Annotated in this window: 16 protein-coding genes; 11 read left to right on the top strand and 5 right to left on the bottom strand. The window is 66.3% G+C overall.

What is annotated here, in order from left to right:
• Nucleotides 1-243 precede the first annotated feature (243 nt).
• The gene (locus AB4Y98_RS04480) at nt 244-2,298 is read right to left on the bottom strand and encodes a glycoside hydrolase family 97 protein (protein WP_253078469.1); all 2,055 of its coding nucleotides are present in this window, start codon (nt 2,296-2,298) and stop codon (nt 244-246) included.
• A gap of 236 nt (nt 2,299-2,534) precedes the next feature.
• On the opposite strand from AB4Y98_RS04480, the gene AB4Y98_RS04475 reads away from it, so the two are divergent.
• The 6 genes from AB4Y98_RS04475 to AB4Y98_RS04450 all read left to right on the top strand — a co-directional run bounded on the left by AB4Y98_RS04475 (nt 2,535) and on the right by AB4Y98_RS04450 (nt 9,350).
• Entirely contained in the window at nt 2,535-4,727 is a 2,193-nt protein-coding gene (locus AB4Y98_RS04475; protein ID WP_394196213.1) for an alpha-L-rhamnosidase-related protein, read from the top strand.
• Nucleotides 4,724-6,211: an MFS transporter gene (locus AB4Y98_RS04470; RefSeq protein WP_394196211.1), complete on the top strand. Its 1,488-nt coding sequence runs from the start codon at nt 4,724-4,726 to the stop codon at nt 6,209-6,211. Before AB4Y98_RS04475 ends, AB4Y98_RS04470 begins: the two co-directional genes overlap by 4 nt.
• Nucleotides 6,211-7,926 carry an alpha-amylase family glycosyl hydrolase gene (locus AB4Y98_RS04465; protein WP_442243865.1) on the top strand — a complete coding sequence of 572 codons (1,716 nt, stop codon included), beginning with the start codon at nt 6,211-6,213 and terminating at the stop codon, nt 7,924-7,926. The genes AB4Y98_RS04470 and AB4Y98_RS04465 overlap by 1 nt, the downstream gene beginning before the upstream one ends.
• A gap of 153 nt (nt 7,927-8,079) precedes the next feature.
• On the top strand, nt 8,080-8,466 hold the full coding sequence (locus AB4Y98_RS04460; protein ID WP_442243864.1) for an SseB family protein: 387 nt from the start codon (nt 8,080-8,082) through the stop codon (nt 8,464-8,466).
• Nucleotides 8,467-8,583: 117 nt separating this feature from the next.
• Nucleotides 8,584-9,048 (top strand): GNAT family N-acetyltransferase, encoded by a 465-nt coding sequence (locus AB4Y98_RS04455; RefSeq protein WP_088101569.1) that lies wholly within the window; start codon nt 8,584-8,586, stop codon nt 9,046-9,048.
• Nucleotides 9,045-9,350: a hypothetical protein gene (locus tag AB4Y98_RS04450; protein ID WP_033830565.1), complete on the top strand. Its 306-nt coding sequence runs from the start codon at nt 9,045-9,047 to the stop codon at nt 9,348-9,350. The genes AB4Y98_RS04455 and AB4Y98_RS04450 overlap by 4 nt, the downstream gene beginning before the upstream one ends.
• 151 nt (nt 9,351-9,501) lie before the next feature.
• Here the strand turns inward: AB4Y98_RS04450 and AB4Y98_RS04445 are convergent, their stop codons facing one another.
• The 3 genes from AB4Y98_RS04445 to AB4Y98_RS04435 form a co-directional block, all read right to left on the bottom strand.
• The gene (locus AB4Y98_RS04445; protein WP_442243863.1) at nt 9,502-13,080 is read right to left on the bottom strand and encodes an ABC transporter permease/M1 family aminopeptidase; all 3,579 of its coding nucleotides are present in this window, start codon (nt 13,078-13,080) and stop codon (nt 9,502-9,504) included.
• Nucleotides 13,081-13,092: 12 nt separating this feature from the next.
• A complete protein-coding gene (locus AB4Y98_RS04440; RefSeq protein ID WP_059063355.1) occupies nt 13,093-13,992 on the bottom strand; it encodes an ABC transporter ATP-binding protein in 900 nt (299 codons plus the stop codon).
• A 72-nt stretch (nt 13,993-14,064) separates the two neighbouring features.
• Nucleotides 14,065-14,529, bottom strand: coding sequence for a GNAT family N-acetyltransferase (locus tag AB4Y98_RS04435; protein WP_442243862.1), 465 nt, complete (start codon nt 14,527-14,529; stop codon nt 14,065-14,067).
• Between the two features lie 335 nt (nt 14,530-14,864).
• On the opposite strand from AB4Y98_RS04435, the gene AB4Y98_RS04430 reads away from it, so the two are divergent.
• Together AB4Y98_RS04430 and AB4Y98_RS04425 are read left to right on the top strand one after the other, a co-directional pair.
• Entirely contained in the window at nt 14,865-16,361 is a 1,497-nt protein-coding gene (locus AB4Y98_RS04430) for an ATPase domain-containing protein (protein WP_442243861.1), read from the top strand.
• Nucleotides 16,351-18,405 carry an ATP-binding protein gene (locus AB4Y98_RS04425; RefSeq protein WP_442243860.1) on the top strand — a complete coding sequence of 685 codons (2,055 nt, stop codon included), beginning with the start codon at nt 16,351-16,353 and terminating at the stop codon, nt 18,403-18,405. Before AB4Y98_RS04430 ends, AB4Y98_RS04425 begins: the two co-directional genes overlap by 11 nt.
• 94 nt (nt 18,406-18,499) lie before the next feature.
• Here AB4Y98_RS04425 and AB4Y98_RS04420 read toward each other — a convergent pair whose 3' ends face one another.
• A complete protein-coding gene (locus tag AB4Y98_RS04420; RefSeq protein ID WP_442243859.1) occupies nt 18,500-19,531 on the bottom strand; it encodes a LacI family DNA-binding transcriptional regulator in 1,032 nt (343 codons plus the stop codon).
• Between the two features lie 224 nt (nt 19,532-19,755).
• On the opposite strand from AB4Y98_RS04420, the gene AB4Y98_RS04415 reads away from it, so the two are divergent.
• From AB4Y98_RS04415 to AB4Y98_RS04405, 3 genes are all read left to right on the top strand, one after another.
• Nucleotides 19,756-20,400, top strand: coding sequence for a hypothetical protein (locus AB4Y98_RS04415; RefSeq protein ID WP_428703406.1), 645 nt, complete (start codon nt 19,756-19,758; stop codon nt 20,398-20,400).
• A 231-nt stretch (nt 20,401-20,631) separates the two neighbouring features.
• Nucleotides 20,632-21,213: a single-stranded DNA-binding protein gene (gene ssb, locus AB4Y98_RS04410; protein ID WP_442243858.1), complete on the top strand. Its 582-nt coding sequence runs from the start codon at nt 20,632-20,634 to the stop codon at nt 21,211-21,213.
• 200 nt (nt 21,214-21,413) lie between these two features.
• Nucleotides 21,414-22,310 carry a TIM barrel protein gene (locus AB4Y98_RS04405; protein WP_442243857.1) on the top strand — a complete coding sequence of 299 codons (897 nt, stop codon included), beginning with the start codon at nt 21,414-21,416 and terminating at the stop codon, nt 22,308-22,310.
• Nucleotides 22,311-22,323: the final 13 nt, after the last annotated feature.

Genomic DNA, 22,323 nt, shown 5'->3' with positions numbered 1-22,323 from the left:
AGGCAATGTTGTAGTGCGATTCGTGGTCGTCCCGATGGTGTCGAGGACGTGCGACGCGGTGGCCGCTGTCGTCGCCGCTATGGTAGGCAGCGCGTTCTTCGTGGGAATCACCCTGCATACGTATTCAATGGCGTTTGCAGAGTTGTAATCGCTTCCAGATCATCATTCCGGTAGTGCCGGCCACTGGCCGGCAACCATCCACGTCGCAACGATGCCGGCCAGCGGCCGGCACTACCTGCGCATTCACAGCGGGGTGAAGCGGATGGCCTGTCCGCCGCCCGGCGCCAGCACCAGCGTGAGTGAATCGGTGCTGCTGACCACGCGGGTTTCGCGCTTGAAGGCAAAGGGATTGCTGCGGAAATCCGCGCCATCGCCATCGCGGTAGACCTCGGCCCGGTAGCGCACGCCCGGCTCCAGGAAACCCAGCGACACCGGCAGCACGCGGCCGTTCTCGTCGGTGATGCTGCCCAGGAACCAGTCGCGGCTGTTGCGGTCGCGGCGCACGATCGTCACGTAGTCGCCGACCTCGCCATCGAGCACGCGGCTCTGCTCCCAGTCCACCGCCACGTCCTCGATGAAGCGGAACGCTTCGCGGTGCTGCAGGTAGTGCTCGGGCAGGTCGGCAGCCATCTGGATCGGGCTGTACAGCACCACATACAGGGCCAGCTGGCGGGCCAGCGTGCTGGGAATGGCCTGGCCGTGGCGGCCCTTCAGGCTGAGGATGCCGGGCGTGTAATCCATCGGCCCGGCCAGCATGCGGGTGAACACCAGGTTGACCTCATGCTCGGGCGGGTTCGGTGGCTGGCCCCAGGCGTTGTATTCCATGCCACGTGCGCCCTCGCGGGAAATCCAGTTCGGGTAGGTGCGGCGCAGGCCGGTGTCCTTGATCGGCTCGTGCGGGTTCACCGACAGGTGCCGGCGGGCGGCTTCCTGCACCACCTTCAGGTGATGGCGGGCCATGAACTGCCCGTCGTGCCACTCGCGCCACAGCGGGCCGCCGGCCGGATTGCGGCGATCAACCTGGCCGTCGTCGCAGACGTAGCCGGTCTTGAACTGGTCCACGCCCAGCCGCGCATACAGATCCAGCGCAGCACCCAGCTGGTCTTCGTAGTGTTCGATCGCGCAGCCGGTTTCATGATGGCCGATCAGGTGCACGCCCTTCTTCAGCCCGTACGCCGACAATGATTCGATGTCGAAATCCGGCGTGGCGCGGGTGAAGTCGAAGTCGTAACCATTGCCGACCCAGTTGCCGTCCCAGCCAGGATTCCAGCCTTCCACCAGCACACCACGGAAGCCGTGCGCGGCGGCGAAATCGATCACCTTCCGTGTCTTTGCGGTGGTGGCCGCATGCTTTGGTCCGGTGGCCCAGCTCTCTTCATCCAGGTGCATCGACCACCACACGCCCAGATACTTGGCCGGCTTCACCCAGCTCACATCGCCCAGCGCATTGGGCTCGTTGAGGTTGAGGATCAGGTCGGACTCGACCAGGCCGCCGGCACGGTCGGCGATCTGCAGGGTGCGCCACGGCGTGGCGAAGGGCAGGGCGCGGCGCACCTTCCAGCCTTCGGCCGAGGGCGAAAGCTGGGCGCGCAGGCGCTGGCCCTCGGTGCGGCGCAGCCACATGCCCGCGTAGTCGACCAGTGCCGCCTCATGGATGGCCACGTGCAGGCCGTCGTGGCTGCGCAGGGTCATCGGCGTGTGCACCAGCGGCACTTCGCGCAGCGGCGTGCGCTGGTACAGGTATTCGTAATGGATCGGCTCGCCCGCAGGTATCCACCATGCGGTGGACTCCGGCGCGATGGCGAACTCGGTCAGCTCGTCATCGATGATCGCTTCGCGCAGGTTCGGTTGCTCGGGGAACACGTAGCGGAAGCCCAGGCCGTCGTCGTAGACGCGGAACACCAGGTCCAGCCGGCGCTTGCTGCCGGTGGTTTCGGCCAGGTGCACGGTCAGTTCGTTGAAGTGGTTGCGGGTGAGCCGGCGCTCGCCCCAGGGCTGTTCCCAGCTGTCGTCGACACTGCGGCGTTCCTGCGCCAGCAGGCTGAAGTCGCGGTCGAGGCGACCATCGCGCAGTTCAAAACCCAGCTTCGAATCGGCCACCACGGTCTGGCCGAGGCGCTCGACGCGGTAGCGCGCGGTACCGCCGTCCAGCACCAGGCTGACCTTCAGCACCTTGTCCGGTGATTCGACGCTGGCGATCTGCGGTGCCGCCGCCTGTGCGAGCGCGGCCCATCCCAGCAGGGCCAGGCCGAAAGCGTGCGCGAACACTGCGCGTACCGTTGTGGGTGACGTCGGCATTTCCCCTCCCAAGGCGCCGTTGACAGACCCGGACCATAAGCCAGCCCGGCAGGCCTGCCGGTACTGCACGCCATGAATACGTATGCAGCTGGACGCAGTCGACAGCCCCGCGTCTACCATGGGGCCAGGGCACCTTGAGGGAGGTGCCGCGCCCGCACGCCGGCAACGGCAGTGCGGACCCACAACGGTGCAGAGAGGGAGGGAGGTCGACGGGCGCAAGCCGGTCTGCCGCTTCGATGCTGAAGATCATTTGCCTGACCGCTGCCCTGGGGGCAGCGCTGGGGACGACCGCGCACGCGGCCGACCTGACATTCGACGGCCGCCAGGCGCGCGCCGAATCCGCTGCCAAGGGCAGTTTCATCCTGCATGCGCCGAAGGGTGAGGTGCGCATCGCCGCCGCGCCCATGCGCAGCCAGACCGGCAGCGTGATGTTCGACGCGCTGTTCGCGCTGGCCCAGCAGGAAATGGACCAGGACCGGGTGGATGCCATCCGCGATCCGGCCTTCGACGAAGGCCGTCCGGTACCGTGCGAGTGCTTCCAGACCGGCGCGCGCTGGCCGTATGTGTGGACGCGTGACGTCAGCTTTGCAGCCGATCTGGCGCTGGCGAAGCTGGACCCGAACCGCACCCGTCAGTCGCTGCAGTTCAAGTTGTCGGCTGCGCGCGACGGGCACACGCCCGGCCTGTTCGTGGCCCAGGACACCGGCTCCGGTGGCAGCTGGCCGATCAGCAGCGACCGCGTGGTGTGGTTCCTCGCCGCACGCCACCTGCTGGATGATCCTGCGTTTGCCGAGCAGGTCTGGCAGGCCCTGCAGGGCACATTGGCGCAGGACCGGGCGATGGTCTTCGACGCGCAGATGGGCCTGTATCGCGGCGAGACCTCGTTCCTTGACTGGCGCGAGCAGACCTATCCGGACTGGACGCGCGAGGACGTGCGCTTCATCGGCGATTCCTACGCGCTGTCCACCAACGTGCTGCATTACCAGGCGCTGCGCCTGGCGCAGCAGATGGCCGCGCAGCTGGGCGACGAGCGCAGCGAGCAGTACAGGGCCTGGGCCGACGCACTGGCGGTGCAGATCGACGCGCGCTTCTGGCGCGAAGACATGGGCCAGTACATGAGCTACATCGGCGAAGCGGCGCACCCGGTGCCCTACGCCAAGATCGATCTGCTCGGCCTGTCGCTGGGCATCCTCGCCGACGTGCTGCCTGCTGAACGTGCGCGTCGGGCGCTGGCGGGCTATCCGATGGGCGCTGCCGGCAGCCCGGTGGTGTGGCCGCAGGAAGCGCAGCAACCGATCTACCACAATCGTGCGATCTGGCCGTTCGTCAGCGCGTACTCGCTGCGCGCGGCGCGCAAGGTGGACGATGCGCCGCGCATTGCTGCCGAGATCCGCTCGCTGATGCAAGGGGCGGCGCTGGCCGGTTCCAACATGGAGAACTATGAGCTGGTGAGCCAATCCGTGCACGTGGACGAAGGCGCGTTGAGCGGGCCGGTGGTCAACTCCGAGCGCCAGCTGTGGTCGGTGGCCGGCTATCTGTCGATGGTCACCGAAGGCGTGTTCGGCGTGCAGGACGACGGCCGCGTGCAGCCCAAGCTGCCGGCCGAGCTGGTGCCGGAGCTGTTCGGAAAGCAGAAGCGGATCAGTCTGGAGGCGGGCGGCAAGCGCTATGTGCTGGAGCGCCCGAAGCAGGTGGGCGCTGGCTTGTTGATCGCGGGAAAAACGCGTACGCGCGGCACCACGACCACCGTGCAGCTGGTCGCCGCGCCGGCAGCTGTGAGCCCCGATGTGCCGCGTGCCGATGCCAATGCACGGGCACCGGCCACGCCGCTGGCACCGCAGGCAAAGCGCAGTGGCAAGGGCTGGTCGGTCGCGGTGGCTGCCGGCCAGGTCCTCTGGCAGGACGGTGTCGCGGCCACGACCAGCAAGGGCCAGGTGCGCGTCGGCGATGATGGCCTGCAGCACTGCCTGAGCCTGACCCGGCGCGAAGGTGCGCTGGAATCTCTGCACAGCCCGATGGTCTGCGTCGGCCCGCAACAGGTGCTGCGGGGCAGCCGGCAATGGCAGTTCAATGAAACCAGGGCGGGCCACGTGCGCCTGCGCCTGCAGTACATCAACCCGAATGGCCCGATCAACACCGGCGTGACCGCGGCGGTGAAGCAGCTGGCCGTGCAGTGCAAGGGCCAGCCTCCGCAGCGGCACACGGTAACGCTGCCGCACAGCGTGGCGGCGCAGGACTCGACCGCGGCAATCTTCGCTGTACCCAAAGGCCGCTGCACGGTGACGCTGGAAGAGGGCTTCAACATGAGCGCGCTGCAGCACTTCGCGCACTACACCGGCGGCAAGGGCGGTCGTGATGGCGTGCTGAACCAGGCCCAGGTGCAGGCGCTGAAGATTGCGCCGGTGGCCGCAGCAGAGGACGCACGATGAGCCGTCCTGCAAAACCGCAGTTGTCGTTCTGGCAGATCTGGAACATGTGCTTTGGCTTCCTTGGCATCCAGTTCGGCTTTGCCCTGCAGAACGCCAACGCCAGCCGCATCTTCGAAACGCTGGGTGCGGACATGGACGCGGTGCCCGGACTGTGGATCGCCGCACCGCTGACCGGCCTGCTGGTACAACCGGTCATCGGCTATCTGTCCGACCGCACGTGGACACGCTGGGGGCGTCGCCGCCCGTTCTTCATGATCGGCGCGGTGCTGACCACGCTGGCCCTGCTGGTGATGCCGAACTCGCCGACGCTGTGGATCGCGGCCGGCACGCTGTGGGTGCTGGACGCCTCGATCAACGTGTCGATGGAGCCGTTCCGCGCCTTCGTTGGCGACCAGCTGGCACCGCGGCAGCGCCCGGCCGGTTATGCGATGCAGAGCTTCTTCATCGGCGTCGGCGCGATCGTTGCCAGCTTCCTCCCCTTCATCCTGGCCCACTTCGGTGTTGCCAACACGGCAGCGGCGGGCGAGGTGCCCGATACCGTGCGCTATGCGTTCTACTTCGGCGCGGTGGTGCTGCTGGCGGCGATCACCTGGACGGTGGTCAGYACCCGTGAGTATTCACCCGACGAGCTGGCCAGCTTCGATGATGCCGAACCACCGGCGCGTCACGCTGGGGCCGCGGTCACCGGGCCCGCGCCGTGGACGCAGGTTGCGCTGTGGCTCGGTCTCGGCGTGCTGCTGGCGGCACTGATCGCGTGGCGCCACGGCGACAAGATGCTGTACGTGCTGGCCGGCCTGTGCGTGGGTTACGGCGCACTGCTGGCGGCGGCGCGGGTACTACCGGGCACGCACATGCTGGCCGCCATCGTCGGCGACCTGCGCGCGATGCCGATCACCATGCGCCGGCTGGCCTGGGTGCAGTTCTTTTCCTGGTTCGCCCTGTTCGCGATGTGGATCTTCACCACGCGCGCAGTGGCCGGCATGCATTTCGGCTCCACCGATGTCGAATCGGCGGCCTACAACGAAGGTGCCAACTGGGTGGGCGTGCTGTTCGGTGCCTACAACGGTTTCGCCGCACTGGCCGCGCTCCTGATCCCGCCGATGGTGCGGGCGATCGGCCTGCGCTGGAGCCACCTGGTCAACCTGTGGCTGGGTGGGGCCGGGCTGATCTCGATGATGTTCATCGACGATCCGCAGTGGCTGCTGCTGTCGATGGTCGGCGTGGGTTTTGCCTGGGCCTCGATCCTTTCATTGCCCTATGCGCTGCTGTCGGACAGCGTGCCGGCGGCGAAGATGGGCGTGTACATGGGCATCTTCAATTTCTTCATCGTGATCCCGCAGCTGGTCGCGGCCAGCGCGCTCGGTTTCGCCCTGCGCGCATGGCTGGGAGGCCAGCCGATGCATGTACTGGTGCTGGGTGGCTGCAGTCTGTTGATTGCGGGTCTGTGCGTGTTGCGGGTTCCGTCCCGTCCGGAGGTGGTGTGATGCGTGGTGTCTTGTCTGTTGCTGTATCCCTTGTGCTGTTCGCTGGCCACGCTGCGGCTGCGCCACGCCCTGCCTATGTCGGCACCACCGAACCGTTCGCCGGCGACGCGGTGTACTTCGTAGTCACCGACCGCTTCGTCAACGGCGATCCGTCCAACGATCACCGCGACCAGGGCGGCAAGCACCGCACGTTCGATATCCCGGTGCCGTGCCCGGACAAGGTGGACGGCAACATCGGCTATCTCGGTGGCGATTTCCGCGGCGTGCTCGACAATGCCGACTACATCCGCAACCTCGGCTTCGGCGCGGTGTGGATCACGCCCATCGTCGACAACCCGGATGAAGCCTTCACCGGCAGCAAGCCGATCAGCTGCACCAGTACYCTGACCGACCGTGGCAAGACCGGCTACCACGGCTACTGGGGCATCAACTTCTACAAACTTGACGAACACCTGCCAAGCGAGGAGCTGGACTTTGCAGGGTTGACCAAGGGCCTGCACGACGCTGGCCTGAAGGTGGTGCTGGACATCGTCGGCAACCACGGGTCGCCGGCATGGACCATGCCCAAGCGGCAGCCGCAGTTCGGCCAGATCTTCGGCAAGGACGGCACGCTGATCGCCGACCACCAGAACCTGCCGCCGCAGAAGCTGGACCCGAAGCACAATCCGCTGCACGCGTTCTACAACAACATCGGTCCGGTCGACAGCAAGGACGGCTCTATCTTCGACGGCAACCTGGCCGAGCTGAGCGACTTCAACCAGGACAACCCGGCGGTGATGGACTATCTGGTGGGAGCCTACCTGCAGTGGACCGCGCAGGGCGTGGACGCGCTGCGCATCGATACCATCGGCTGGCTGCCGCATCCGTGGTGGCACGAGTTCGTCAACCGCATCCGCGCGCAGCATCCGGGCATGTTCATGTTCGGCGAAGCGTTCGACTACAACGCCGCCAGCATCGCCGAACACACCTGGCCGGCCAACGCCAATGTCAGCGTGCTCGACTTCCCGCTGCGCGGCGCGCTGGAGCAGGCCTTCGGCAGCGCTGGCAAGGGCTTTGAAACGCTGGCTGAGCCGCTGCACCTGACCGGTGGCCCGTACGCCAACCCGTACGAGCTGATGAGCTTCTACGACAACCACGACATGCCGCGCCTGCAGGCCAGCGACAGCGGCTTCATCGACGCGCACAACTGGCTGTTCACCGCGCGTGGCATTCCGGTGGTCTATTACGGCTCGGAAACCGGCTTCATGCGCGGCCGTGCGGAGCACGCCGGCAACCGTGCCTACTTCGGCCAGCCGCGGGTGGATGCAGCCCCGCAGAGCCCGATCTTCGCCCCGCTGCAGCGCATCGCCAAGCTGCGCGAGAGTACGCCTGCGTTGCAGCGCGGCCTGCAGGTGAACGAACGTCTGCAGGGCGATGAAGCGGTGTTCTTCCGCGTGCTGCAGCACGGCGACGTGGCGCAGACCGCGCTGGTGCTGCTGAACAAGGCCGATGCCGCGAAGACCTTCAGCGTGGACCGCTACCTGCAGTCCGGCCTCTGGCGCGACGCGCTGGACGGCGGCCAGGTGACGGTGAAGGGCAGCCTGAAGGCGGAGGTGCCGGCGCACGGGGTGAAGGTGTTTGTGCTGGATGCGGACGTGCAGCAGCCGGCCCTGCAGGCCGAACTGGACAAGGCCGTGGCTGACCAGCAGGCGCGCGATCGGCGACTGAAGCGCTGACCGCCCACGGGGCCTCGCAAACGGTGATGCTGGCCGCTGGCCGGCAACCTCCGTGTCGTTGGAGCCAATGCAGTTGCCGGCCAGCGGCCGGCACTACCCGGTGAGGCGGCATCCGGCACAATAGGCATCCCCTGATGCCGCGCCTGTACTGCCATGACCGACCTTGCCCCGCAGACCCCGATCGAAACCCTGCTCAAGGCCGCGATGGATGGAACGGTGCCGATCCGCGCGTTCATGGAGGCCTTCGTCGCTTCCCAGGTGGTGCTGTTGACCGGCAGCCTGGTCACGCCCGATGGGAGTGGCTTCGATCCGCTGCTGTTCGACAAGCAGGGCACCCTGCACGTGGCCGTGTTCACCGATCCGGCGCGGGTGGGCATCTACAGCCAGCAGGCCGAGCATCAGGTCCGCTGGCTGATGCTGGATGTGCTGCGTCGCGTGCCGGGCGGTTACGGCGTGGTAATCAACCCGGGTACTATGCTGGGCTTCGAGATCTCGCCCAGCGGCGTCGGCGAGATCCTGAAGGACTTCGCGCAGGGCTGAGGTGCAGATCGCCGCGGAGCCGATCCCATGCACGGCTTGGTTGATTGCAACAATTTGCAGTGACTGCAGACGTGAAGCATGCTTTCCTGAAGGACGATCAGGACAGCGAGGTTACCCATGGAGTTCAGGATGCTGGCGCCAGCGGCGCCGGAGTGCGAGCAGCTGGCGCAGTGGTATCACGCGCAGTGGGGAAAGGATGCAGGCTTCACTCTGGAAGATGAGCGTCTGCGGCTGCGCAAGCCCAAGGACGCGCAGGGATTCCCGCATCTGCTGGCGGCAATCGACGATGGGCAGGTGGTCGGCGCCGCGCAGCTCAAGCGCGGTGAGATGCCCGGTTTTCCCGAGTATGAGCACTGGCTGGGAAGTGTGTATGTGGCCGACAGCCAACGCGGACGAGGGTTGGCCAGCACGCTTGTCGAACGCGCAGTGAAGCACGCCCGGTCGATGGGCATATCGCAGCTCTACCTGCAGACCGAGTCGCTGGACGGTGGTCTGTATGCGCGATTGGGGTGGAAGCCCGTCGTCGAGTCCAACACGCGTGGCTTCCCGGTGCTGGTGATGGTCCGCGGGTTGAGCGCATGAGCACCGCCTCGGCCCGCCATTCCCGTCTTGCCCTGGTCTTCCTGATCGGCGCCATCGTCGCAGCCCTCATCGCCGCGCCATTGCTGAGCGCGGTCGGCATCGTGCAGTGGCCGGTGTTCGTCATCGCCTGGCTGATCAATCTTGGCGCTGCCTGGCATCTGGGCGTTTGGGCAGGGCTGCAGGGCCGTTCGGAGTTTGCCTTCATGTTGCTGGCTGCACTCGGCACCGTAGCGTCGATCGTGATCTACGTGCTGCTGGCGGTGCTGGGGCCGAAGGCCGGTTCGCAGGGCCCCGCAGCGTAGCCCAGGGCGTCAACCGGGCAGTACGGCATCCACGCCGCGCATGGATGCATTCCAGTAGATCCACGCCATGCGTGGATGCATCCCCGTAGATCCGCGCCATGCGTGGATGCCGTAGGAGGTCGGTGCCGGCCCGAAGGCCGGCACCGCCACATCACATCGTCACCTTGCGCCGGTTGTCTTCGCTCACCCGGTCGATCAGCTTGTTGTACGGATCGAAACCGGCCTCGTCCGGCTTGGCATCCACCGTCACCGTGATCGTCGGCGCTGCCGTGGTGATGTGATGGCGCTGCAGGTACACCACCTTCTGGTCGCGTTCCTTGCCCGAGGGACCGTTGGCGAACACGCCGATCTCGACCCAGTCGTCCAGCGCGGCCGGCGTTTCCTTGCCCTGGCCATCGGCATGGACCTTGGCGGCGTGCAGCTTCAGGGTGACGTCGTAGCGGCCATCGGCACGCTTGCGCGCGCTGGCGGTCTCCAGCCGGTTGTCGTACAGCGTGATCTTCTCGAACAGGTCGGTCAGCAGCTGCTGTCGGTCGGCCGGGGTCTCCGCACGCAGGTAGTCCAGCAGCTCCCGCGAGGTGGTGTACGGCGGCTGCTGGTAGCCCTTGTCCTGCAGGAAGCGCTGCAGGGCGCGGTTCAGCGCCTGTTCGCCGATTTCCTCACGGAGGCGGTAGAACACCAGCGAACCCTTGCGATAGTGGATGTACTGCTGGTTCTCCACCCGTTCCAGCGGCAGTTCCTCGATGCGCTCGCCGCCCCGGCCGGCCAGGTAGCGGTCCAGTTCGGTCTTCAGGAACTGGCGCATGTGCGCGCGGCCGTACTCCTTTTCCATCACCATCAGCGCCGAGTACTGCGACAGCGATTCGGACAATACCGTGGCGCCCTGCACGTTGGCACCGATCACCTGGTGGGCCCACCACTGGTGTGCAATCTCGTGCGCGGTGACGTAGAACACGTAGTCCACCTTGTCCGGGTCACGCAGGTCGGCGATGAAGCCGATCGACTCGGAGTAGGGGATGGTATTGGCGAAGGACTGGGCAAAGCTCTGGTAGCCCGGGAACTCGATGATGCGCACCTGGCGGTGCTGGTAGGGCGTGAAGTTCGCCTCGTAGTAGGCCAGCGACTTCTGCACCGCTTCGATCATGCGGTCCACGTTGTAGGCATGGGCCGGGTCGAAGTACACCTCGATCGGAATGTCCTTGTACATGCCCTTCTTCACCTGCCAGCGCGCCGACAGATAGGCGTAGAAGTTGAGCATGGGCCGGTCCATCGCATAGCTGAAGCAGCGGCGGCCGTTCACGGTGGTCTCGTGCTGCAGGTAGCCCGGGGCCAGCGCGACCTGGTCCGGTGCCGTGCAGATGGTGGTACGGAAGTCCAGCCAGTCGGYRTCGTCGGAGATGTAGGTGTTGGCACGTGCTGCTTCATCCTCCAGCTTCGGCATGCGGGTCGGCTCACCCAGCCCGCGCTTGCGCCGTTCGTTGCGGTCCTCCAGCTCGCCGCGCGGGTCGTAGCCGAAAGACGGCAGCAGGGTGCTGTTGAAGAACGTGCCGTTGTCCACGATGTTGCTGGGTGCCTGGCCGGCGGTGATGCCCTTGGGTCGTTGTTCGACGCGGAAATGCACCTGCCGCTGCTCGCCGGGCAGCAACGGCTTGGCCAGGCGGTAGATGCGGTAACCCAGGTCGACATCATGGAAGGCCAGGGTCTGCCCGCCCAGGTCGACCTTGACCAGATTGCGGTCATCGCCCATCGCGATGTGGATGTCACTGATCGGGGCAGCGTGGGTGTTGCGCACCGTCCAGTCGGCATCGATGACCATAGACTGGGTTTCCGGATGGAGGTCCACGCGGTTGTCGACGGCGATGATGCGCGGTTGCGGCAGGTTCCTGTACTTCGACAGCTCGCGCTCGTAGCGCACCTGCAGGTCGCGCTGCTGGTCGGGAGACAGGAATTCATTGCGGATGTTGGTGCTCCAGTACAACCATCCGCCGAGCGCGACAAAGCCGAGCAGGGATACGGCAAAGCCCGCGCCGGTCGGACCGCGCAGGCGACGTGCCGCCAGCTTCAGCCGGTCGCGCGCATTGGCGCCGACGCCGCGCACCCAGAACGCGGATGCAAGGAACAGCAGCGCGGCCAGCAGCAGGCCCCAATAGGCCTGGAAGACCAGCTGCCCAGGCAGGAAGTGGCCGTAGCCGTTCATGTCCGAGTACGGGGCGTTGGGCCAGTTGCCGAAGTTGTACAGGTTCTGGGTGAAGTCCAGCAGGCCCAGCGCGACCTGCGCGATCATCACCACGATCAACAGTGCGTAGCCGAAGAACTTGTTGTTGGTCAGGACCTGCAGGACCAGCGCCATGCCGCCCATCAGCACATAGAACACCGAACCGAGGGCCAGCACCTTCAGGTACAGCAGCGGCTCCAGGTGGGTATAGCCCTGCACCAGCTGCATGGCCATCGACACCACCGCACCGATGGCCTGGAAGCAGGCGACGATCACCACCAGGGTGGTCAGCCGGGCCAGCAGCGGTACCCAGTTGGGTACGGGCATGGCGTCGTTGACTTCGTTCAAGCGGACCGCGCGCTCCTTCCAGACCAGTTCGCCGGAATAGAACAGCACGATGATCACCAGCAGCCAGCTGTAGGCGCCCTGCAGGGCCGACAGCATTTCGGTGGTGACCGGCCAGATCGGCGTGCCATAGACCGCGCTCTGGTGAAGGGCGGCGGGGATGAAGTTGGCCAGGCCCAGCACCAGCAGCACGATGAACGGCACCCCGCGCAGGACGCCGAGGGTGTCAAAGCGCACCTGGCGCACGAACTGGTGCCAGCCGGTTGCCGCGCTGAAGCGGGGGCGCACGCGCGGTGCGGTGATCGCCGCCGGCCGCGGCGCATCGGCGCTGACCACAGCCTGGCGACGGCCCCAACGCCTGCGCCCACTGCCGGTACGCTCGGTGCGGAACAGAGCGAAGGTGGCGGTGAACAAGACGGCGGCCACCCCCAGCCACAGGGCACGGTTGGCCAGCAGGTAGCCCGCCACCTCGGGCAGGCGGGTGTTGCTCTGCTCGGCGGCCCAGTAGCGGACCGTGCGACCGAGCGCGCGCATGCCCAGTGGCTCGGTCAACGTGGCGATCCAGACGTTGTCGATATCGCTCAGCAGCGACGCACTCACGCCATACAGCACGAAGTAGCCGACCAGGCCGATGTAGACCCACAGGATCGAGCGCGTCAGCGCCGCCAGCAGCGACAACAGGGCGGTGGTGAACAACACGTTGGGCAGCACGATCCAGGTGAAGGTCCAAGCGTAGCTGGCCAGCGAAACCGGGCCGACACGCGCCTTGTCCACCCAGGGCATGAACGGCCCCAGGAAGATGCCCAGCGCGATGATCAGGTAGACCACCAGGCTGGCACAGATGGCTGCCAGGATGCGTCCGGCCAGGTAATCGCGGCGCTTGATCGGGCTTGCGAAGATCAGCTCCGAGGTGCCCAGCTCGAAGTCGCGCAGCAACGCATTGCTGACGAACATGGTGGACACCAGCATGCCCATCATGGTGAAGATGCCCATGAAACGCGCGATGACGATCGGCGCATTGCTGTGCACGTTGTTGACGCCGCCGCCGATCTGTACGGCTTCGGAGGAGGCGGCGGCGAAGGCCAGCGCGGCGAACAGGAACGCCAGCAGCCACAGCAGCGGCGAACGCAGCTGCTCGCGCAGCTCGAAGCGGAAGAAGGTGAGGATCATGGTGTGCTCCGCTCAGGCTGCACGGGCACGCGCCTGCAGGCGCAGGCGCTGGAAGTACACATCCTCGAGATCGGGGGCCACTGCAGTGAAGCCATCACCGGGGTCGCTGGCGCTGTGCACGTGGATCACCGGGCGGCCGCCGACCAGGCGCGAGGACAGCACCGTGTAGCGCGCCTCGTGGTCGGCCAGTTCGGAAGGCTCCACCTGCTTGCGCCAGACCTGTTGCTGCAATGCCTCGATGGCATCGGTGGGGCGACCGGTCAGCAGCACCTGGCCCTTGTTCATGATCGCCATGGTCGGGCACAGGTCGGTCACGTCCTCGACGATGTGGGTGGACAGGATCACCGCCACGTTCTCGCCGATGGCCGCCAGCAGGTTGAGGAAGCGGTTGCGCTCTTCCGGATCAAGACCGGCGGTGGGTTCGTCGACGATCACCAGGCGCGGGTCGCCCAACAGCGCCTGGGCGATGCCGAAGCGCTGGCGCATGCCGCCGGAGTAGGTGCCCAGCTTGCGCTTGCGTGCATCCCACAGGTTCACCTGCTGCAGCAGGCCATCGACCACCTCGCGGCGCTGACCGCGCTGGGTCAAGCCCTTCAGTACGGCAAAGTGCTCCAGCAGGTCCAGCGCGCTGACTTTCGGGTACACCCCGAAATCCTGCGGAAGGTAGCCCAGGCGGCGGCGCACGGCGTCCTTGTCGCGCAGCACGTCGATCGGCGATTCACCCGGAATGCTCAGGGTGGCACTGCCGCTGTCGGCCTCCTGCAGAGTGGCCAGCGTGCGCATCAGCGAGGATTTCCCCGCGCCGTTGGGCCCGAGCAGGCCGAACATGCCGCGGGGAATATCCAGGGTGACCCCGTTCAACGCGTGTACGCCGTTGGCGTACGTCTTGGACAGCGAATCGATCTTCAGCATGCGACGTACACCTTTCCGTGTGTTGATCTGCTGTTTATCGCGCTGAACGGGGGCGGCGTCATGCCCCTTTGGTCATGGTGCCGTTGGCGGGCGGCCCAGCTGCCAGCACAGCAGTGCACCGTCCTCGGCATCCATGCCCTGGCCGGCCACGTAGAAACCATTCCGGCGCAGCACTGCCTGCGAGGGCCGGTTGGCCACGGCGGTTTCCGCCTTCAGCATGCGTACGCGCGGGTCGGTCCACGCCCATTGCACGAACGCGGCCAGTGCGGCGCTGGCAAGCCCGCGTCCCTGGTGGGCCGGGGCGACGCCATAGCCGAGGGTGAGTACGCCGGCGCGCGGCGCGCAGGTCAGGGACAGCAGGCCAACCGTGTGGCCGGCCTCGACGATCCGCCATGCGGCTGGAGCAAAGCGGGGCTCGATGGAGGCGGTGAGGTCGGCCAGCATGGCGATCACATCGGGCGGGGCGACTGCTTCGTCAGCGGGATCGGTGCAGGACAGCAGAGCGCGCACGTCGTGCGCGGACGCGGGAATGAGCATGGGAACCTCGACAGGGAGCTGCCCGGAAGGGCATTGCCGGTACGAGGGCAGGAGCGTGGGCCTCAGCCCAGGTGCAACGCGCCGTCCGCCGCCGTCACCGGTGCGGTGTGGGAAATGCTGGCGGAGGACAAAGGCCTTCTCCCGGAAGGGTGGAATGGTGCGGCGTGGTACCAATCTAGCGCATCGCACGCGCGTCGGCGCTGGCGTGTGCGCCCAGGGCCGGAACCCGCGCCAACGCCGTGAAGGCATTCTGAATGCGGATCTGGACTTGCGCTGGATCACACAATGCGTCGACAGGGGCGCCGATAGGCTTTGCCCCTCAAACGTCGACGTCGATGCAGGCACGCATGCGGATCACAACCGGAATTGAAGGACTGGACAGCATCATTGGTGGCGGGCTGCCGCAGGCGCGGCTGTACCTGCTTGAGGGGCCGCCGGGCTCCGGCAAGACCACGCTGTCCCTGCAGTTCCTGCTGGAAGGCCTGCGGCGCGGCGAGCGCTGCCTCTACATCACCCTGTCCGAGACGGCCGAGGAGCTGCGCGAAGTCGCGTTGGCGCACGGCTGGTCGCTGGACGGTCTGCACCTGTTCGAGCTGGGTTCGGCCGAAGGGGCAATGGGCAATGGCCGCCTGCAGTCGGTGCTGCATTCGTGGGAAATGGAGCTGGACGAGACGGTCAACCTGATCATGTCCAAGGTGGACAGCATCGGGCCGACCCGGGTGGTGTTCGATTCATTGTCGGAACTGCGCCTGCTGGCGCAGGATTCGCTGCGCTATCGTCGCCAGATCCTCGCACTAAAGCAGTTCTTCGCGCCCAAGAGTGCGACGGTTTTCCTGGTGGACGACCTGACGTCCACCGGCGATGAGCGCGACGGCCAGCTGCACAGCCTGTGCCATGGCGTGGTCTCGCTGGAACGCCTGACCCTGGACTTCGGCCCTGCGCGGCGCCGGATGCAGGTGCAGAAGCTGCGGGGCGTCGATTTCGTTGCCGGCTACCACGACATGGTGATCCGTCGCGGCGGCGTGCAGATCTTCCCCCGCCTGATCGCCTCGGAACATCACGGACGGTTCGTCGGAACGCCCATCAGCAGCGGCGTGGCCGAGATCGACCGGCTGCTGGGCGGCGGTCCGCTGCGCGGTACCTCCACCCTGTTGACCGGCCCGGCCGGCAGCGGCAAGACCAACGTGGCGCTGCAGTATGTGTGGGCCGCCTGCGAGCGCGGCGAGCGCAGCTGCATCTTCGAGTTCGACGAGCGCGTGGGCACGCTGCTGGCACGCGCTTCGGCACTGGATATCGATCTGGACAAGCATCTGCGCTCCGGCATGCTGGAGATCCTGCAGATCGACCCGGCCGAAGTGTCGCCCGGGGAGTTCTCCTGGAACCTGCGCAAGTCCGTGGAGGAGCGCAACTGCCGTGTGCTGGTGATCGACAGCCTCAACGGCTACGTGACCGCCATGCCGCAGGAAAAACAGCTGATGCTGCAGTTGCACGAGATGCTGTCCTACCTCAACCAGAAGGGCGTGGCGACCTTCATGATCAACCCGCAGCACGGGCTGGTCGGCACCATGTCCACCGGCAGCCTCAATGTGTCCTACATCGCTGATGCGGTGGTGCTGTTCCGCTTCTTCGAAGCGAAGGGACGCATCCGCAAGGCGATCTCGGTGATCAAGAACCGCGGCGGTGCGCATGAAGACACCATCCGCGAACTGAGGATCGACGGGCGCGGCATCACGGTCAGTGCCGCATTGGCCGATTTCCAGGGCATCCTCACCGGCACGCCGGAGTTCGTCGGCGACAGCGCAGCGCTGCTGGGCCAGTCCGATGTCCGATAGCGATGAGGGCGGCACCGTTGTCCGTATCGTCGCTCCCTTCGGCCGTGATGCCGACAGCATCGCTGCGGTGCTGGCCGGCGCAGGGTTGAGGACGGGCATCGCGCCAAGCCTGGAAGTGCTGGCTGAGCAACTTGATGACTGCACCGGGCTGGTGGTGGTCACCCAGGAAGCGGTGGCACGCGGCAGCGAGATACTGCTGCAGGCGTTGCAGCAGCAGCCCACCTGGTCCGACATCCCGTTCATCCTGCTGCGGTCGGCGCGCTCCTATCGGCGTTCCACCCGCGAGCCGCTGCTGCCCGGCTCGATCAACGTGGTGGAAATGGACCGGCCACTGGGAAGCGTGTCGCTGCTCAGTGCGGTACAGGGCGCGCTGCGCGCGCGCGGCAAGCAGTTCGTGGTGCGCGACCAGGTCGCCGCCTTGGCCGACGGCCGCGCGGCATTGGCACGCAGTGAGTCCGAGCTGCGATTGATCGCCGATGCGATGCCGGTGCTGATCGCATTCGTGGACCGCGCGCTGTGCTTCCGCTTCGCCAACAAGGCCTACGAAAGCTGGTTCGAACTGGCCACCGGAGAGGTCATCGGCAGGCACGTGCGCGAGGTCATCGGCGAGACCGTGTGGCAGCAGCGTCGCCCGGCGATGGAAGCGGCGTTGGCCGGTCGCGAGGCGATGTTCGAGATCGTCTGGCCACATCGCGTGTACGGGCGCCGGGACTGCGAAGTGCGTTACTCGCCGCGCCGCAATGGCGAGGGGCGCATCGACGGCTTCCACGTATTCGTTACCGATATCACCGCGGCCAAGCTGGCCCTTGCCAGCAGCCAGCAGCACGCGCACGCGCTGGAGGCGATGGTGGCCGAGCGCACCCGTGAACTGGAAGCGCAGATGGCGGCGCGCGAGGCCAGCGACGCTGCATTGCGGCAGTCACAGAAGATGGAGGCGATCGGCCAGTTGACCGGCGGCATCGCCCACGATTTCAACAACATGCTGACCGGCATCCTGTCTGCGCTGGATATTGTCCGGCTGCGCCTGGATATGGGCCGGGTCGACGACCTCGAACGTTTCCTGGACACCGCCACCGCCTCGGCCCAGCGTGCGGCGGCACTGACCCAGCGCCTGCTGGCGTTCTCCCGGCGGCAGTCGCTGGATGCGCGTCCGGTGGAGCTCAACACGCTGCTGGTTTCGGTGCAGCACCTGCTGCACAGCACCCTGGGCGAGGCGGTGCGCATCCGCGCCGAACCCTCGCCGCTGCCCTTGCACGCCACGCTGGATGCCAACCAATTCGAGAGCGCGCTGCTGAACCTGGCCATCAACGCGCGTGATGCGATGCCGGACGGCGGCGATCTGACTCTGCGTGCCTCGTCGGTAAGCGTAAGGGAAGGCCAGTACACGGCCGTGCCTGCCGGTGACTACGCATTGGTGGAGGTGGCCGACACCGGTGCCGGCATGGCGCCGGAAGTGGTCGAGCGCGCCTTCGAGCCCTTCTTCACCACCAAGCCCATCGGCAAGGGAACGGGGCTGGGCATGTCGATGGTGTACGGCTTCATGCAGCAGTCCGGTGGCCACATCGCCATCCAGTCCAATGTCGGCGAAGGGACGACGGTGCTGCTGTTCATTCCGTTGTCGGAGGCCGTTGTGGAGGACGCGCCTGCACCCTCGCAGCCGATCCGCCGCGGCGCCGGCCAGTCCATCCTGGTGGTGGAGGATGACGAGCAGGTACGGATGCTGGTGACGGTGGTGCTGGAAGACCTGGGCTACCACGCCCAGGTGGTGGGTGATGCCGATGCGGCGATTCCCATCCTCACTTCGGCGCAGAGCATCGATCTGCTGGTCACCGATGTCGGGCTGCCGGGGCTCAACGGGCGCCAGCTGGCGGAGATCGCGCGGCAATCGCGACCGGCGCTGCCGATCCTGTTCATGACCGGCTATGCGGAAAAGGCACAGGAGCGCGCGGCCTTCCTGGACGAAGGCATGGCGATGATCGCCAAGCCCTTCCTGCTGGATGAATTCAGCATGGCGGTACGCACGGCCATGCCGGGCGGCGCGTAGCGATGCAGGTCCTGTAGAGCCGGGCCATGCCCGGCTGTCGTCGGCCTTGCGTCCCACGCATGCATGCCGGGCATGGCCTGGCTCCACCGAAGGGCTACGTGCGCAGCGACGACTCGCGCACCACCAGCTTCACCGGAATGCTCTGGCCTTCCACCGGCTGCCGGCCGATCAGCGCCAGCAGCTTCTCCACCAGCAGCTGGCCGGCCTGCTTGGTGTCCTGCTGCACGGTGGTCAGCGGCGGCGACACCGAGGCTGCCAGCGGGATGTCATCGAAGCCGGTCACCGCCACGTCCTGCGGCACCCGCAGGCCCTGTTCGCGCAGCGCGCGCACCGCGCCGATGGCGATCAGGTCGCTGGCCGCGCAGACCGCATCGATGGAACGGTCCTGGGCCAGCAGTGACAGGCACGCCTCATGCCCGGACGCCTCGGTGGTGATCGCATCGTGCTGCAGCGCCGGGTCGGCGGTCAGGCCATGCGCACGCAGCGCTTCGACGTGGCCGCGATAGCGCTCCTCGAATTCCGGGTAATGGCTGGAGGCATGGCCGAGGAAGGCGATGCGGCGGCAGCCCTGTTCGAGCAGGTGGGCAGTGATGTCATACCCGCCCTGGAAATTGTCGCTGCCGATCGACACCCCCGGCTGACCGGGCAGGGCCGCGCCCCAGCGCACGAAGTGCGTGCCCTGTTCGACCAGCCGCTGCAGGCGGTCGCGCGACTCGTGGTAATCGCCGTAGCCGAGCAGGATGATGCCATCGGCCTTGTTGCTGTCTTCGTAATCGGCCTGCCAGTCGGTGGACAGCTGCTGGAAGGACACCAGCAGGTCCTGCCCGTGCAGCGCGCAGGCACGGGTGATCGACCCCAGCATCGAGTGGAAGAAGGGGTTGATCAGCGAGTCGTCGTTGGTCGGGTCCTCGAAGAACAGCAGGGCCAGGGTGCCGGCATTGCGCAGGCGCAGGCTGGAGGCGTTCTTGTCGACCTTGTAGTTCAGCTCGCGGGCGATACGCAGGATGCGCTCGCGGGTCTCAGCATTGACCATCGGGCTGCCGCGCAGGGCCCGCGACACCGTGGGCTGGGAGACCCCGGCCAGGTGGGCGATGTCCAGGGAGGTGGCTTTGCCTTTGATGGTCATGGGGGCCGGAAGGGGGATGGTCGGGGAATGATGCCATGCGGCTTGGCAGGGCGGCGCCGGACCAGCAGGCTTGGCGTGTGCCACCCGCACTGAACCGCTTTTTGCGATGGACAGGCGGCGCGGGCTGGCGATAGAGTCGCTCTACAAGGGCCGACAGGACGGGGTAGTGGCATGCGACGGATCCGGGATCGATCTCTGCAGGAGGACCGGACCATCGCAGAAGCATGCGTTTCGTCACGGCAGATGCCGGATCGTCCAGGGGACAGCAAGGGGCCGTTGAGGCCCGCCGGCAGGCCGCGATGAAGTGGCATCGTCACCTGCGAATTTCCCACTGCGTTTCATTGCTGATTCCCATGCTCACCGTCGCAGCGGCGCTGGTCTCCGGGCCCCTGAGCGCCCATCCGGCGTTGACGGTAAGTGCCGCCGACCTTGAAGGACGCATCCTGTTGTTGCTGTCTGGCCAAGGGGGCAAGGGATGGAAGGGCATTCCGCCGCAGACGGTGGCGCAGGCAATCGGGGTCGAACTGGTCCGGGAAGGTGATTCGGCCTCCGCAGTAAAAGGCAGAGGAAAAACCAGGGAAGGGTGGTCCTTCTGGGTGGACTCGGACTTTCGCCATGGGGGGCATCAGACAAGCTTTGACACCTATGTCAGCGATCCTGCCAAGGTGTGTACGTTTCCTGTCGAGCCTTTTGCACGCAAGCTGACCTCGATCGGGCTGGCGGGCGTGCCCGTTCGGGGCATGCAGCCCGAGACCTGGTACCTCGAAGGAAGAAACGTCACCCTGGCGGTCAGGACATACACCAGCACTGTGAACGGTGAGCGGCAGCAGTGTGTGGAAACGATCAGCATCGGCCCCCGGGAGTTCTGAACACGGCGGCGAAAGGCCTCCCCCGTCGCACCGGCTGGCGTGCCCGCCAGTCCCCGATCGCGGCCGGATCCGACGCGGATCCAGCGATTTCCCGACGGGGTGGGGCTGGCAGGAATGGTAAGATGACCCGTTCCGATATCCCCCATTCTCAACCGTGGGCGGTTCAGCGTATCGGCACCCCGCTGGGTGTGCTATCACTGGAGCAGCCCCGGACAACGGAAGAACCCATCTATGGCGCGCGGCATCAACAAAGTCATCCTGGTCGGCAACCTCGGCAACGACCCGGACGTGAAGTACACCCAGGGCGGTATGGCGATCACCCGTATCAGCCTGGCCACCACCAGTGTCCGCAAGGACAAGGATGGCAACCAGCAGGAGCGTACCGAGTGGCACCGCGTGGTGTTCTTCGGCAAGCTCGGCGAAATTGCTGGTGAGTACCTGCGCAAGGGCAGCTCGGTTTACGTCGAAGGCAGCCTGCGTTACGACAAGTACACCGGCCAGGACGGCGTGGAGAAGTACTCCACCGACATCATCGCCGACGAAATGCAGATGCTGGGCGGCCGCGGTGAAGGCGGCGGTGGCGGTGGCGGTGGCAACTTCAGCGGCGGCGAGCGTCCGCAGCGCCAGCAGGCCCCACGCCAGGAGTATGGCGGCGGTGGCGGTGGCGGTGGCAACCAGCGTGGCGGCCAGGGCGGTGGTTACAACCAGGGCGGCAACCAGGGCGGCGGCTACGGCCAGCAGCGTCCGCAGCAGCCGCCGCAGCAGTCGGCGCCGCCGATGGATGATTTCGCTGACGACGATATTCCGTTCTGATCGAACGCTCGTTCGCAGCAGAAAAGAAAGCCCCGCTCATGCGGGGCTTTCTTTTTCCGCGATTCCTGCGGAGTTGTGCCTCGCACCATTGATTTTCGTGCACCGCGACTTGCAAACAGCCAATTTCCTCCTCTATGGTGCAATCGATTGCATTGCCGTGAATCGTTGCGTTTGATACCGGTTGGGAGGCCGGCAGGTGGATGTCCATCCATTCGATCAGACCGGCCCCAGGCCTCACGCGGCGCGACGCGCTGCGCATGGCGGCCGCCGCGAGCCTTGGCCTTGGCTTGGGCGCTGCGGGCGTTCTGCCTGCGTTTGCCGCCACTGCGCCGCTCAAGGGCAACCTGAAGCACTCCGTGGCCCGCTGGACCTTTCCGCAGCTGTCGGTCGCCCAGCTCTGCGCGACGGTGAAGGACATCGGTTTTGCCGCGATCGACCTGGTCGGCCCGGAAGACTGGCCCACCCTGAAGGCCCATGGCGTATACAGCTCGATGTGCAACGGCGCCGAGCTGGGCCTTACCAAGGGCTTTGCCGGCCGTGAGTTCCACGATCAGCTGGTGGAGCGCTACACGCGGCATATCGACCTGGTGGCCGATGCCGGTTACCGCAACCTCATCTGCTTTTCCGGCAACCGCAACGGCATGGACCCGCAGGAGGGCATGGCCAATGCCGAGGCCGGCCTCAAGCGCATCCTCGGGCAGGCCGAGAAACGTGGCGTGGTGCTGGTGATGGAGCTGCTGAACTCCAGGGTCGATCATCGCGACTATCTGTGCGACCACTCCGCCTGGGGCGTGGAACTGTGCCAGCGGCTCGGCTCGGACAACTTCGGCCTGCTGTACGACATCTATCACATGCAGATCATGGAGGGCGACATCATCGCCACCATCGGCAGGCATCACGCCTGTTTCAAGCATTACCACACCGCGGGCGTGCCGGGCCGGCACGAGATCGGGGACCAGCAGGAACTCAATTACCCCGCCATCTGTCGCGCGATCCGCGACACCGGTTTCGATGGGTATCTGGCGCAGGAATTCATGCCTGCGGCACCGGATCCCGTCGGTTCGCTGCGCGAGGCCATCCGCCTCTGCGACGTCTGAAACGATATCCACC

It is taken from the genome of Stenotrophomonas sp. 2YAF26, assembly GCF_052114625.1.
Classification (GTDB): domain Bacteria; phylum Pseudomonadota; class Gammaproteobacteria; order Xanthomonadales; family Xanthomonadaceae; genus Stenotrophomonas; species Stenotrophomonas indicatrix.
This window is presented reverse-complemented; position numbering and strand designations above follow the sequence as displayed.

Coding starts and splice junctions, on each gene's coding strand:
- AB4Y98_RS04415 (WP_428703406.1), top strand. CDS start 19,756: ATGCGTTTCGTCACGGCAGATGCCGGATCGTCCAGGGGACAGCAAGGG.
- AB4Y98_RS04460 (WP_442243864.1), top strand. CDS start 8,080: ATGACCGACCTTGCCCCGCAGACCCCGATCGAAACCCTGCTCAAGGCC.
- AB4Y98_RS04440 (WP_059063355.1), bottom strand. CDS start 13,992: ATGCTGAAGATCGATTCGCTGTCCAAGACGTACGCCAACGGCGTACAC.
- AB4Y98_RS04420 (WP_442243859.1), bottom strand. CDS start 19,531: ATGACCATCAAAGGCAAAGCCACCTCCCTGGACATCGCCCACCTGGCC.
- AB4Y98_RS04430 (WP_442243861.1), top strand. CDS start 14,865: ATGCAGGCACGCATGCGGATCACAACCGGAATTGAAGGACTGGACAGC.
- AB4Y98_RS04480 (WP_253078469.1), bottom strand. CDS start 2,298: ATGCCGACGTCACCCACAACGGTACGCGCAGTGTTCGCGCACGCTTTC.
- ssb (WP_442243858.1), top strand. CDS start 20,632: ATGGCGCGCGGCATCAACAAAGTCATCCTGGTCGGCAACCTCGGCAAC.
- AB4Y98_RS04450 (WP_033830565.1), top strand. CDS start 9,045: ATGAGCACCGCCTCGGCCCGCCATTCCCGTCTTGCCCTGGTCTTCCTG.
- AB4Y98_RS04455 (WP_088101569.1), top strand. CDS start 8,584: ATGGAGTTCAGGATGCTGGCGCCAGCGGCGCCGGAGTGCGAGCAGCTG.
- AB4Y98_RS04405 (WP_442243857.1), top strand. CDS start 21,414: ATGTCCATCCATTCGATCAGACCGGCCCCAGGCCTCACGCGGCGCGAC.
- AB4Y98_RS04425 (WP_442243860.1), top strand. CDS start 16,351: ATGTCCGATAGCGATGAGGGCGGCACCGTTGTCCGTATCGTCGCTCCC.
- AB4Y98_RS04435 (WP_442243862.1), bottom strand. CDS start 14,529: ATGCTCATTCCCGCGTCCGCGCACGACGTGCGCGCTCTGCTGTCCTGC.
- AB4Y98_RS04475 (WP_394196213.1), top strand. CDS start 2,535: ATGCTGAAGATCATTTGCCTGACCGCTGCCCTGGGGGCAGCGCTGGGG.